At 69.3% G+C, this 13479-nt stretch carries 10 protein-coding genes; 6 read left to right on the top strand and 4 right to left on the bottom strand.

Annotated elements, in window-relative coordinates; all coding sequences use genetic code 11:
• Positions 1–74: 74 nt before the first annotated feature.
• Positions 75–1481, top strand: a complete 1407-nt coding sequence (locus AB0J64_RS13385; RefSeq protein ID WP_364025339.1) for an NAD(P)/FAD-dependent oxidoreductase — start codon at positions 75–77, stop codon at positions 1479–1481.
• Here AB0J64_RS13385 and AB0J64_RS13380 read toward each other — a convergent pair.
• The 3 genes from AB0J64_RS13380 to AB0J64_RS13370 all read right to left on the bottom strand — a co-directional run bounded on the left by AB0J64_RS13380 (position 1469) and on the right by AB0J64_RS13370 (position 4262).
• Entirely contained in the window at positions 1469–1879 is a 411-nt protein-coding gene (locus tag AB0J64_RS13380; protein ID WP_364025336.1) for an STAS domain-containing protein, read from the bottom strand. The genes AB0J64_RS13385 and AB0J64_RS13380 overlap by 13 nt on opposite strands.
• 110 nt (positions 1880–1989) lie before the next feature.
• Complete coding sequence (locus AB0J64_RS13375; protein ID WP_364025333.1) at positions 1990–2988, bottom strand: hypothetical protein; 999 nt, start codon at positions 2986–2988, stop codon at positions 1990–1992.
• Positions 2985–4262 carry a hypothetical protein gene (locus tag AB0J64_RS13370; protein WP_364025330.1) on the bottom strand — a complete coding sequence of 426 codons (1278 nt, stop codon included), beginning with the start codon at positions 4260–4262 and terminating at the stop codon, positions 2985–2987. Before AB0J64_RS13370 ends, AB0J64_RS13375 begins: the two co-directional genes overlap by 4 nt.
• A 277-nt stretch (positions 4263–4539) precedes the next feature.
• Here AB0J64_RS13370 and AB0J64_RS13365 point away from each other — a divergent pair, with 277 nt between their 5' ends.
• From AB0J64_RS13365 to AB0J64_RS13345, 5 genes are all read left to right on the top strand, one after another.
• Positions 4540–6690, top strand: coding sequence for a transglycosylase domain-containing protein (locus tag AB0J64_RS13365; protein WP_364025327.1), 2151 nt, complete (start codon positions 4540–4542; stop codon positions 6688–6690).
• Between the two features lie 179 nt (positions 6691–6869).
• A complete protein-coding gene (locus tag AB0J64_RS13360) occupies positions 6870–7841 on the top strand; it encodes a LacI family DNA-binding transcriptional regulator (protein WP_364025324.1) in 972 nt (323 codons plus the stop codon).
• Entirely contained in the window at positions 7828–9126 is a 1299-nt protein-coding gene (locus AB0J64_RS13355; RefSeq protein ID WP_364025322.1) for a serine/threonine-protein kinase, read from the top strand. The genes AB0J64_RS13360 and AB0J64_RS13355 overlap by 14 nt, the downstream gene beginning before the upstream one ends.
• A gap of 234 nt (positions 9127–9360) precedes the next feature.
• On the top strand, positions 9361–10434 hold the full coding sequence (locus tag AB0J64_RS13350) for a lytic polysaccharide monooxygenase (protein ID WP_364025319.1): 1074 nt from the start codon (positions 9361–9363) through the stop codon (positions 10432–10434).
• Positions 10431–10958, top strand: coding sequence for a hypothetical protein (locus AB0J64_RS13345; protein ID WP_364025316.1), 528 nt, complete (start codon positions 10431–10433; stop codon positions 10956–10958). Before AB0J64_RS13350 ends, AB0J64_RS13345 begins: the two co-directional genes overlap by 4 nt.
• A 433-nt stretch (positions 10959–11391) precedes the next feature.
• On the opposite strand, the gene AB0J64_RS13340 is transcribed toward AB0J64_RS13345, so the two are convergent.
• The coding region (locus AB0J64_RS13340) for a glycoside hydrolase family 9 protein (RefSeq protein WP_364025314.1) at positions 11392–13479 on the bottom strand (2088 nt) is incomplete at its 5' end.

The raw sequence follows: 13479 nt of genomic DNA, 5'->3' as shown, positions 1-13479 counted from the left end.
ACGGGGCGCGACGAGGTGGTCGCAGGTCAGGCATGAAAGAGTGCCATTCATGGGCGAGTGCTTCTGGAGGCAGGGTGGCTGACGAGTTCGACGTCATTGTGATCGGCGCCGGTCCCGCAGGCGAGAACGTCGTGGACCGGGCCGTGCGCGGCGGGCTGACCGCGGCGATCGTCGAGGAGCGGCTGGCCGGCGGCGAGTGCTCCTACTGGGCGTGCGTCCCGAGCAAGGCGCTGCTGCGGCCGATCGATCTGGTGGGCGAGGTGGCGCGCGTCCCGGGGCTGTCGCTCGGGCCCGTCGACGTGGCGGCCGTGCTGGCCAGGCGTGACGAGGCCATCGGGCGCTTCGACGACTCCGGGCAGGTGCGGTGGATCGAGAGCGTGCCGGCCGAGTACGTACGGGGGCGCGGGCGCCTCGACGGCCCCAAGCGCGTACGCGTCACCACCGAGGACGGCGGCGAACGCGTGCTGACCGCCCGGCAGGCCGTCGTGCTGGCCACCGGCAGCACGCCCGCCATACCGCCCACTCCGGGCCTGGCCGAGGCGGAGCCCTGGACCAGCCATGACGTGACCGTGACCGACTCCATCCCCGAGCGGCTGGTCGTGATCGGCGGCGGCGTGGTCGCCTGCGAGATGGCCCAGGCCATGCACGGGCTCGGCGCGCGCCAGACCACCGTGCTGGTGCGCGGCCGCGGGCTGCTGCCCAGGATGGAGCCGTTCGCGGGAGAGCTGCTGGCCGAGTCGTTCGCGGAGGCCGGCATCGAGGTGCGCGACCAGGTCGAGGCCGTCAGGGTCGAGCGCCCGGAGCCCGGCGGAAAGGTGACGGTGCACCTGCCGGACGGGCCGCCGCTGGAGGCCGACGAGCTGCTGGTGGCGACCGGCCGCCGGCCGGCGACCCGCGACGTGGGGCTCAGCACGGTCGGCCTGCCCGACGGCAAGTACGTCGAGGTGGACGACAGCATGCGGGCCACCGCGATCTCCGACGGCTGGCTGTACGCCGTGGGCGACGTCAACGGACGCGCGCTCCTCACGCACATGGGCAAGTACCAGGCCAGGATCTGCGGTGACGTGATCGCCGCGCGGGCCCGCGGTGACGAGCTGCCCGGGATGCGGGATCTGGCGGACGGGTACGGCGCGCCGCAGGTCGTCTTCACCGATCCGCAGATCTGCGCGGTCGGCCGGACCGAGGCGGTGGCTCGGGCCGACGGGTTCCGCGTGCGCGTGGTGGACTACGACATGGGGAAGGTCACCGGCGGTTACCTGATGGGCGACGGCTACCGCGGCCGGGCCAGGGCCGTGGTGGACGAGGACAGGAAGGTGCTGCTCGGCGTCACGTTCGCCGCGCCGGGCGCGTCCGACCTGCTGCACTCGGCCACGATCGCGGTCACGGCCGAGGTGCCGCTCGACCGCCTCTGGCACGCGGTCCCATCCTTCCCGACGGTGAGCGAGGTGTGGCTGAGGCTGCTGGAGGCCTACGGCCTCTGATATCTGCCGGCCGCCGCCCGGCCTCCATGTGCCGCGGCGGCGGTCGCTCTCGACTGCAGCGTCAGCTCCGCCACCGTGTCGTCGACGCTGCCCCGCAGCTCGACGTGCGACAGCAGGTCGGTCAGCCGCAGCACCGACAGCAGGTGGGCGGAGGGCCGCACCACGATGATGCGCCCGCCTCCCTCTTCCTCCATCCGCTGCATGGCCATCGCGAGCACCCCGATGACGGACGAATCGTAAAAGTCCAGATCAGCAAGGTCGAACACGAGGACGGGGCCCTGCGTCCAGTCCCACACGGCGTTGATGCAGGCGCTGAACCGGACCCGGCCCGCGTGGTCCAGCTCGCCGGTGGCGCGCAGGACCGTGCAATGGACGTGCCGGATGGTCTCGATTCGCAAGCCGCTCCTCACACAGGGAAAACTGCCCGCTGAGCGGCATTATCACCGGCAATCCTCATTTTTCCCGCCGCATTACACTCCCCTGTCCCCAGGGTTACCAAGCTCTGCGGCTAGCGCGCGATGGCCGACTCCAGCGTGGGCATGGCGCCGAGGCAGGGTCCCATGATCACCAGGAACGGCGAGTTGGTGGGGCTGGGCAGCACGAGCTGGGTCACGTTGCCGTCGACCCGTTCCTCGGGCACTCCCATGTTCCCGTCCCTGATGCTGAGCACCCGCTTGACGGGCGGCGCCGCCATGCCCAGCAGCTTCCTGGTGGCGTGGCGCATCCAGCGCAGCTCGCTGTTGACCCGTCCCCATGTCGCGGGGATGACGCTCGCGGGCTCCGCCTTGGTGCCCAGCCTGAGCGTGAGGCGGCCGCTCGACCCGAACGTGTCCTTCAGCGGCGGGTTGACCACGAACAGGCCCGAGCGCAGCACGCGCACGCCCTGCCGGTTGAAGTTCGCCAGACCGCCCGCGCTGATCAGCGAGGAGTGCTCGCAGCGGAGACCGTCGAGAGTGTCCGGGTCGAAGTCCACCGCCGGCGGCTCCTCGAACACCACCTTGTTCAGCCGCACCCCGGCCACCCCGTCGGGCATGACGCGCCCCGACACGGCCTGGCGCACCTCCGGGCAGACTCCGTCGCCCTCCATGATGTCGAGCAGCTCGACACAGATCAGCCCGTCGTCCGGGATCTCGTCGGGCGACAGGTCGAAGGTCACGCGGGCGTGCGCCCGCTTCCCCTTGAGCACCACGCACTGGCGCAGCCGCCCCTGGGAGCGGACCTGCACCAGCCGGGGCAGCAAGGTCGCGGCCTCGGCCTTGCCGTCGTGCCAGCCGGTCAGGGACCGCTCGTCCAGCGACAGCGACAGCAGCACCCGCAGCGAGCGCCCCTGCGCGGAGACCTTGAACCCCGCCAGCCCCGAGGTCTCGAACCTGCCCACGATCTGGGCGCCCCGGTGGAACCTGTCGGTCACCTGCAGCGCGGAGACCTGGCCGTTGTTGAGGTGGACGGGCGGGATGGCGGGAAGAATCAGCTGGTCGAGCTCGGTGGCGGATCCTGGGCTGGTCATGGGGTGCTCCTGGGGACGAACGGCCCTTCCGGGTCGGGAAACTCATGGTGCGGAACGGCGTGGCCGAGCCGGCGGAACCGATCGTGGGCGTTCCTGATGTACGGCCCCGCCGGGTCGTGGAAGTCGAAACGGGTGAGCATGGGCTCGCGCCGGTCCCACATGCGTGCGACGGCGCTGTAGAGAGGGTCGCCGTCGCGCTCCACGTGCCACAGGTTGACGGCGAGCGCCCGTGCGTAGTCCGCGCCGTGCTCCCAGTGCGGCAGGAGCCCGGTGGGCACGTCCGCGCCGCAGCGGCGCAGCCAGAGCCACAGGCGGGCGCGCTCGCGCTGCTCCGGCTCGAGGATGGACTCCCCCTTGTCGTGCTTGGCGATGGCCTCGTCGAGCAGCAGGCGGATGTCCGACGGCTGCAGCGCGACGTGCGTGGTGCGGCAGGCCCTGCCCACCGACCAGCCTGCCTGGATGACGGGGATGCCGAACGCGGGCAGATCGCTGTTGCCGAACGCGACGCCCGCGTCGGTCATGCTCCAGAGCAGATTCGTGGACAGGGCGCCGGCCACGCACCTGATCCGGGAGTGCGACCTGGTGACGGGGTCGAGGAAGAGCCAGTTCGCCGACACGTCGGAGGCGGCGTAGTCCACCGTCGCCTGGAACAGCTCCGTGTCCTGCTCCGGCTGGTGGCCGAGGACCGCGATCGTCGGCAGGCCGGGGTCGAGCCCCAGACGGGCGCAGCCGTGTTGGCGGAGCTGGCGGCGCTCGGTGTCCGTACGGACCTGGTAGCCGCTCTTCGCCCGCCAGGCCGTCCGCTCCGCGTCGGGCGCGATCACGTGCCTGTGCGGCCAGACGTGCCGCTCGAAGAAGGCTCCGACCCGGGCGGGCAGCTCCTCGTGGAAGGAGCAGGGACCCTGATCGGGGAAGAGCGCGTACGCCTTCAGCGACCCCTTCCCGTGGACGTGCACGACCGGGATGTCCCTGGGCACGCCGGGGTCCACCCGGCTGGTGACCAGCGCGGCCGGCGGCACCCGCGGTCCCCCGTCCGCCTCGGCCCCGAACACCTCGGCCAGCCCGCGCCACTCCGGATCGACCAGCGCGAACAGCCGCGCCGACAGCAGCTCACAGACAGCCTTCGCGACCATGAGCGTGCGCACCACGACCCGGATGTCCTGGTCGAACGCCTCCGCCACGACGCAGCTGTCACCGCCAGGGCTCTCACCCCAGTATGTTCTAGCGGCGGCGAGCAGCCGATCGAAGTGCTCGCCATCCCCGACACGTCGCATATGACCCCCCCACCACGACCGGTAGGAACCCGACATTGCCAGAGCGGCCGACACCCACCCGCACGTCAACACGCTTTCTTTGACGAAAACTGAAGATCGCCACGGCCGGCGTCGAGGCCACGGGTAGCCTGAACGCCGATTAAGCGGGCAGAGACGGAGAAACCCCGCCTCCCATGCGAACAAACCAGCCCCAAGCGGGGTCCAAGGTTTTACATAGAGCACGTCATGGCGGGGTTTAGGATGCACCCAAATGCCAAGAGGGGGAGGTTTTACCACCATGGGTTCCCGTGTGTCGAGTATCGCGCGCCTGACCGGGGCAGCGATCGCGGCCGGTGTGGTGGCCGCGGCCATCGCGCTACCCGCGGTCGGGGGGACAGGAGCGATGTTCGTCTCGGCATCGGAGGACCTGGGCATCAAACCCCAGGAGCTCAAGGAACCGCCCCTCGCGGAGAAGACGACGGTGCTGGACGCCAAGGGCAAGCCCATCGCGACGTTCTACGAGGAGTACCGCGAGAACGTCGCGCTCGACCAGATCGCCGACGTCATGAAGACGGCGATCATCTCGATCGAGGACTACCGCTACTACGAGCACGGCCCGATCGACATCGAGGGCACCATGCGCGCCCTGGCCAAGAACCTCAGCTCGGGCGGCATCTCCCAGGGCGGCTCGTCCATCACCCAGCAGTACGTCAAGCAGGTGCTGCTCAACTCGGGCACCACCAAGAAGGAGAAGAACGCGGCCCTCGAGGCCAGCTACGCGCGTAAGCTCAACGAGCTGCGGTACGCGATGGCGATCGAGAAGAAGTACACCAAGGACCAGATCCTCGAGAAGTATCTGAACATCGTGTACTTCGGCGCCCGCGCCTACGGCATCGAATCGGCCGCCAGGCGCTTCTTCGGGGTGCCCGCCGCCAAGCTGACCCTGCCGCAGGCCGCCACCCTGGCCGGCGCCGTGCAGGACCCGCTCCAGACCGACCCCAGCCGGGGCAAGGACTACAGGGAACGACTGCAGTCCCGGCGCAACGTCGTGCTGGACAGGATGGCCCAGCTGAAGAAGATCACGCCGGAGCAGGCGGCCGAGGCCAAGGCCACGAAGCTCGGCTACAAGGGCACCCCGCTGCCCGGCGGCTGCGAGTCCAGCGACTACCCGTACTTCTGCATGTACGTCCGCAACGAGATCCTCAGCAACTCGGACTTCGGCAAGACGAAGAAGGAAAGGACCCAGTTCCTCAACCGGGGCGGCCTGGAGATCAGGACCACGATCGACCCGAAGATGCAGGCCGCGGCCGAGAAGGCGATCAAGAAGCACGTGTTCGCCTCGGACAACCCGGTCGCCTCGGAGGCCCTGGTGCAGCCCGGGACCGGCCAGATCAAGGCCATGGCCGCCAGCCGCAAGTACGGCATCCGCAAGAGCAAGAACGAGATGTCCTACAACGTCGTCGCCGACGCGCTGCACGGCGGCGGCGTCGGCTTCCAGGCCGGCTCGACGTTCAAGCCCTTCACCCTGCTCACCGCGCTCAAGCAGGGCATGAAGATCAACGACGGAATCTCGGTGGGCGGCGGTTACCGCGCTCCGGCCTTCTGGTCGTTCAAGAACTGCAAGGGCAACAACGTGGGCGATCCCAACTTCACCGTCACCAACGCCGAGGGCGGCGACGGGGGCTTCGAGTCGCTGGCCACCGGCACCTGGGGCTCGGTGAACACCTTCTTCATGGCGCTGGAGCAGAAGGTGGGCCTCTGCAACGTGGTCAAGACGGCCAAGTCGCTGGGCATCAAGCGCTCCGACGGGCTGGACCTGCAGGAGTACGAGACGTTCACGCTCGGTATCAACGAGATGGACCCCGTGACCGTCGCCACCGCGTACGCCGCCATCGGCGCCCGCGGCAAGTACTGCACGCCGATGGCCATCACCTCGATCAGGGATCGCGACGGCAAGGTCACCAACTACAAGCCCAAGTGCAAGCAGGCGATCGACCCTGAGGTGACCGACGCCGCGGCGAGCATCATGTCCGGCGTGTTCACCAAGGGCACCATGAAGGGCGTCGGCGGCATCGGCCGGCCGGCGGCCGGCAAGACCGGTACCACCGACGAGCAGTCCACCGCCTGGTTCGCCGGGTTCACCCCTGACCTGGCGGGCGCGGTCAGCATCGGCGACCCGCGCGGCGCGGCCACCCACAAGCTGAACAACATCAAAATCGGCGGCCGTTACTACGGCTCGGTCTTCGGCGCCTCCATCCCCGGGCCCATCTGGAACGACACCATGAAGGCCGCTCTCAAGGGCATCCCGGCGACCGACTTCACGCCGGTCAACACCTCTCGTTTCGGTGGCTGCGGATCGAGTTGCGCGCCCCGGCGCCAGGAGCCCAGGGACGACCGCCCGGATAACCAACTGGACGAGGCGGACATCGACACGACGCTTAACCACTGATCAACAGCGGCGGAAAACTGGGAAAACTCAGAAAAGCCTGTCGGTTACCGATGCCTCCTAGCTGAGGAAATTCGGAGTGCGTCCGCACAAGCGGACGCACTCCTAGCAAAGGCCCTATTAACAGCGACGAAACATTGGTAACGTGGGAGCGCTCCCAGGATCTTCCCGCGAGGTGCTCCATGACCGAGCAGCCCACACTGGCACAGGTGGCGGCCGCTGCAGGGGTTTCCCCCGCGACCGCATCTCGAGTCCTCACGGGCTCGGTGCGGGTCAGTACCTCGACCCGCCGGCAAGTCTACGACGCCGTCTCCCGCATGGGTTACGTGCGCCAACGCGCTCCACGGGGAACGGCCGCCAAGACCATCGCCGACGGTGTCACGGCAGTGATCTGCGACCATCTCCCCCGCCTTTTCTCCGAGCCCTACTACGCCCGGCTCCTGTCCGCGGCGGGCGCCGTACTCGCCGAGCACGGCACCCAACTCATGGTTACCACCGTCACGCCCACGTCATCCACCCTGCCCGCACTGTCCGGCGCGGTGCTCATCGTGGGCGCCAGAGAGCGACATCCTCTGGCGATCAAGTTATCCACCTCGGGCGTCCCGGTGCGCAACATCGGCCGCCCGCCTCACGACCTCAAGCTCCCGTTCGCCGACGTGGACAACCTCGACGGCGGGCGCCAGGCGGCCGAGCACTTCCTGCTGTCCGGCCGCCGCAACGTCGCCGCCATCGGCGGCCCACCGTCCCTGCCCGGCGCCCGAGATCGCCTGGAGGGTCTGGTACGCACGCTCCAAGCAGCCGGCCTGCCGGACGTGCCCGTGGCGTACGGCGACTTCACCGCGGCCTCAGGCACGCACGCCATGCAGTGGCTGTTACGCCACGCCCCCGGGCTGGACGCCGTCTTCGTCGCGTCCGACCTGATGGCGGCGGGCGCGATCCAGGCATTACGCAGGGCGGGGCGCAAGGTGCCCGCGGACGTCGCGGTGATCGGGTTCGACGACGCGCCGGTCGCGAGGCACACCGTTCCCGCCCTGACCACCATCCGCCAGCCCGTCGAGGAGCTCGCCACGGTCGCCACCCGGCTGCTCCTGACGGGGGCCGCGGGGATCGACCCCATACTCCCCACGGAACTGGTCATCCGTGAGTCGGCTTGAGCCGGGGGATGTGCTGGCCCGCCGGTATCTGTTGCTGGATCCGCTGGCCCGCGGGGGAATGTCGGTCATCTGGCGTGCCTTCGACCAGTCACTGCACCGGATGATCGCCGTCAAGGTGCTCACGGCCTCACTGCACGCCGGCGACTGCGAGCGGGTCAGCGCGCGCAGCGAGGCCCGCGCCGCCGCCAGGTTCATCCATCCCGATTCCATCGAGATCTACGACTACGGCGAGACCGTCACCACGAACGGCGGCGTCGCGGCCTACGTGGTAATGCCGCTGCTCGACGGCCCACCGCTGGCCGAGCGCATCGAGCAGGGCCCGCTGCCGTGGCCCGAGGCGGCGGCCATCGCGCTGAGGCTGGCCCGGGTCCTGATGGCCGGGCACGCCCGCGGCCTGGTCCACCGGGACGTCACGGCCGAGAACGTGCTGCTCACCGCGGACGGTCCCAAGCTGCTCGACTTCGGCATCGCGGCCTGGGCCGGAGATCCCGACGACGACCGCGGCACCCCTCCCTACGTCGCCCCCGAGCGGCTGCTCGGCGCGCCGACCCACCCGGCGGTCGACGTGTACGCCCTGGGCGTGCTGCTGTACGCCATGCTCACGGGGCACACGCCGTACCCGGAGACGACGTGGGAGGAGATCGAGGCGGCCCGCAGGACCTATCCCCCGCCCCGCATCCCCGGCGTGCCGCACGCCGTGGCCTCGCTCTGCCAGCGCTGCCTGGCGTACCGGCCGGAGGCACGGCCGACCGCGGCCGAGATCGTCTCGGCGCTGACCTCCGCGCTCGGCACGGCGACGCTGGGCCGGCATGTGAGGCGCGGTCTCACGGTCGCCGGATCGGCGGCCCTCGCGCTCTCCGCCCTGCTGTGGTTCCAGCGGACGGGGTTCCAGGACCTGGAGGGAATGGTCATGCCGCCACCGACCGCGGTCATGCCCTCGCCGACGGCGGTCATGCCCTCTCCGATGGCCAAGCACATCGAGAGCACGCCGGCGCTCGTGGAGAGCACGCCGGTCACGGGGGACACCGTGGAGCAAGCCGTGGACGACTTCAGGACCGTGCTGGAGGCGAGGACGCCGTGCGGCGCGACCGACGCCGACGTCGTGCTGGACCTCAAGCAGGTGCTGCACGCCGCGGTGTCACCGCACGGCCCGTCGGCGTCGACGACCGCGGGCGTACGCAGGAAGCTCTCCGACCGCATGGCCGAGGGCCGGCTCGCACCTGCCTGCCTGAGCGAGCTCCAGGCCAGGCTCGATGAGATCGACGCCGCGCTCGAGCGGGATTGATGAGGGGTACGGCAGCACCCGCCGTACCCCTCTAACGTCGTCCGCGCCCCTCGCTGGCACGACCGGCGCCATGTCCCTGAATGGGAGCGCTCCCAAGCATAGGGCACCGTATCCAAGATCGGATGAAACTTTCACAGTGCGTTGTCGGAGCAGTCAGGCGCGTGATTCAATGCGCTCGCCGGGCGGGCAGGTCGTGGGGCAGGTTTCCTCTGTCGACAGCGCAAGGGAATCCCCATGAGGTTATTCAAGTCGGCGGCGATCACCGCCGTCACGGTACTGATCGCGACTGTCCTGATCGTGCCCATGCAGGCACAGGCGCACGGGGTGTCGATGTTCCCCGGCGCCAGGACGTTCCTGTGCTGGCAGGACGGCCTGCGGGAGAACGGGCAGATCATCCCCTACAACCCCGCGTGCGCGGCGGCCGTCGCGCAGAGCGGCTCGACCCCGCTGTACAACTGGTTCGCGGTGCTGCGCTCCGACGGCGCGGGCCGTACCTCCGGATTCATCCCGGACGGGCAGCTCTGCAGCGGCGGCACCGGCGGCCCCTACGACTTCACGGCCTACAACGCGGTGCGCAGTGACTGGCCGGTTACCCACCTGACCTCGGGTGCGACCATCCAGATGCGGCACAGCAACTGGGCCAAGCACCCCGGATCTTTCAACTACTACATCACCAAGAACGGCTGGAACCCGAACGGGCCGCTGAAGTGGTCCGACCTGGAGCCGTTCGGCAGCGTCACGAACCCGCCCGACACCGGCCCCGCCGGCGCGCTCAACTACTACTACTGGAACGCCCAGCTCCCGTCCGGCAAGACCGGGCGGCACATCATCTACACGCACTGGATCCGCTCCGACAGCAACGAGAACTTCTACAGCTGCTCCGACGTCGTCTTCGACGGCGGCAACGGCGAGGTCACCGGCGTCGGCCCGAACCAGGGCACGCCCACGGCCACCCCGACAGTGACGCCGACGGTGACGCCGACGGTCACCCCGAACCCGGGTGCCTGCACCGCCACGTGGAAGGCCACCGACACCGGCTGGGCCGGCCACTTCCAGGGCGAGGTGACAGTGAAGAACACGAGCTCCTCCTCCATCAACGGCTGGACCGTCAAGTGGACCTACTCCGGCGGCCAGGGCTTCGACGGCTCGCCGTGGAACGGCGTGCTGTCCGGGCAGCCGCCCAACGTGGTGGTCAAGAACGCCACCTACAACGGGCAGCTGGCGCCGAACGCGACGACATCGTTCGGATTCAACGCCACGGGCTCGATCCCGAACCCGGCACCGGCCCTGACCTGCACCAGCCCGTGATCAAGTCACGTCGCGGGCTGATCGCGACGATCGTCACCCTGGCCGGCCTGACCCTGGCCGGGGTGATGTTCTTCGTCGGCCGGCAGCCGTCGTCGCAGCTGTACAAGGAGCTCGCCGCCCAGGTGACGCTGGTGCTGGAGCAGTCCTCGCTCGGTGAGCACCACGCGCACGGCCACGACTTCGACTCGCGCGTCGTGTGCGCCGTGGAGACGTTCGGCACCGAACCGGCGGACGCCACTTCCGTCGTCGAGGTGAAGTGGGTGTACGCGCGCCACATGTGCGCGGTCACCGACGCGGGCACCGACTGGGCGACCTCCGTACGGGCCTCCGGCCCGATCGCCGTCCGCATCGGCATCCCTCCCGTGGTCAGGGTGCCGGAGCCGGGCATGGGCTATCCGGACCGGGTCAGGCGGCTGATCCCGGCCCGCTACCAGGAGCAGGCCTTCGCCGAGTTCGACGACGAGGACGCGATCAACGCCGCCCGCCAGCGGTTCACGGCGATCAAGAAGGCGCAATTCAAGTAAAACAAACGGACGCGGCCGACTGGAGGTATCGGCCGCGTCCGTCCCATCCGGGCGGGATGGTGTCATCAGGCAGGATGTTGGTTCCTTTTCGCCTCACCTCCTCATACGCAGCGATACAACGGGCGGTTCAGTTGGCCCAGGTGTAGCCCGAAGGGACGGCTGTGCTGCCGCGTCCGGTAGAGTCGCGTCCGCGGGTTGCGAGAACCAAGCCTCCCGCGCGTGCTGATCGAGAACCAAGACAGCACATGCGTCTCCAAGCTTGTCGTACCAAACCGGGCAGGTTCCGTCCCGGCTGGTGTTGATGGAGTAAGACCTTGCTGGTCGCTGACCTGCGGGGCTTCCTGAGCCAGGAATCCCCTGCTTCAGCTGGGGAGGGTTCAATGAGCTGTGGAACCGCCCCCGCCGCTACTGCGACGGGGACGGGGGTCTTCGCTCAGGCGGGAGTGCAGGTGATCGGGTCGGGGACGGTGGGCGTGCCGTTCGCGATGAAGCCGAACGTGGTGGTGGCGCCGGGAGCCAGCGCCCCGTTGTAGGACTCGTTCTTCACGGTGACGCCGGACCCCGACTGGGTGTGCTTGCCGCCCCAGAGCTGGGTGATCTGGTTCGCCGACGTCCAGGCGACCGTCCAGCCGGTGGTGGCCGCCGTGCCGTTGTTCTTCACCGTCACCTCGGCCTGGAAGGCGCCGCCCCACGAGCTCGTCACCTTGTACGTCGCCGCGCACCCGCCCGGAGGCGGCGGTGTCGTGTTCGTGGTGGTGAACGAGACGCTGTCGGACGGCGCCGAGGTGTTGCCCGCCGCGTCCCGCGCCACCACGGAGGCGGTGTAGGCCGTGGCCGGGGTGAGCCCGCTCAGGTCGAAGGACGCGCTCGTGGCCGTGCCTACCTTTGTGGACCCCAGGTAGACGTCGTAGCCGCTCACGCCCACGTTGTCCGTGGAGGCGGTCCAGCTCAGCTTGGCGGTCGAGCCCGTGATCCCGGAAACCGCGGGCTTGCCCGGCTTGCTGGGCGCTGTCGTGTCCTGTTCCTCCGGACCCGGGGGCTCACCCCAGATCTTGGTCGCGCCGCTGTAGAGAGTGATGTTCCCGGTCCGCACCGGCGTCGCGCCGGGCGTGGTGGGGATGTTCCGGTACGACCAGTCGTTCGCCGGGTCCCACGTGCCCGAGCTGGCGATCCTGAACTGCACCTCTCTGCGGTGCTGAGACTGTCCCGCCGGGGCGATGACCTGGCCGGAGCAGTCGATGTTCACGTAGTACGTGGTGCCGCTCGCCTGGTTCAGCGTGGGCGCCTTGCACTGCGTGTAGGCCGACGACACGGTGATCTGCGAGGCGGTCGTCGAGCCGTCGAGCGTGAAGTAGTAGCGGAAGGAGCCGTCGGACAGCACCCTGGCGGGCCAGGCCGACTGGTTGCGGACGATGGCCTTGATCTCGGTGAAGTTGGTGCCCGAGGCGTTCACGCCCGCCTCGACGAAGATCTCGGGTCCGTCCGGGGTCTCCCGCGGCGGGAAGTTCGCGGCGGGGGCGCCCCCGTACTCCTTGTAGAGCCGGGCCAGCGCGCTGGTGAAACCGGCGTTGTAGTCGGTGGCGACCTCGTTCATGACGTAGTCGTCGCGCTTGTCGGTGTAGGCGTCGTTCGGGTCGGGCGGGCCTCCGACGAGTGCGCCGTACAGCGTGTGGCGGGTCTGCTCGGGGTTGGTGATCTGGTCGGTCCACGAGCCGTGCGCCGTGCGGTGGTGCGGGTTCTTGGGCGGGTTGGCGCCGAACCCGATCACGTACGAGGAGTTGCGCGGGTTGTCGCCGAGCGCGTAGTTGATCTGCCGGACCGCGAAGTCGTGGTAGCGGGCCTTGCGCGTGGCGTCGCTGATGGAGTCGCTGTGCACGAGCGCCGCGAACGAGGTGTTGGCCGCGTACCGCAGCGAGCCCCACCGGTCCAGTACGGCCTGGCCGCCCGGCGAGTACGCCACCTTGGAGCCGTTCACGCCGACCGTCCACCAGTCGAGCCAGCGGTTGGCGTCGTCCAGGTAGCGCTGCTTGCCGGTCAGCTTGTACAGCAGCACGTACGCGCCGTAGGACTTGTCGTCCCACGCGATCGTCCACTTGTACGACTTGGTGGTGCTCTGCGGCTCGTTGCCCAGGTTGTCGTAGCCGGTTTCGGCCTTGGCCAGGTAGGAGGCGTCGTTCGTGGCCCGGTAGAGCCAGATCGCGCCCCACACCAGCTCGTCGTTGTAGCCGCTCCACGATTGGTAGTAGCCCTGGGCGTCGGTGATGCAGTCGCTGTACTTCTTCCTGACGGTGTCGGCGAAGGAGTACAGCTGCTTGGCGTGCGTCAGCAGCGTGTCAGCATAAGTCGGATTTGTCGGGCGGAAGACCATCGACGAGGCCGCCATCGCGGCCGCCGTCTCGCCCGCCAGGTCCGACCCGCCGCACGACGCGTCGATCTTGTACGCGGGCCGCGCCATCTGCATGGCCTCGGCCGGGCCCCACCAGGCGTGGTCCGTGCCGCCGTTGCCGACCTGCCCGTAGAG

The organism is Nonomuraea sp. NPDC049695, assembly GCF_040674955.1.
GTDB classification, from domain to species: Bacteria; Actinomycetota; Actinomycetes; order Streptosporangiales; family Streptosporangiaceae; genus Nonomuraea; species Nonomuraea helvata.
The sequence above is the reverse complement of the archived record's forward strand: the minus strand, read 5'-3'. Positions and strand labels throughout refer to the sequence as shown.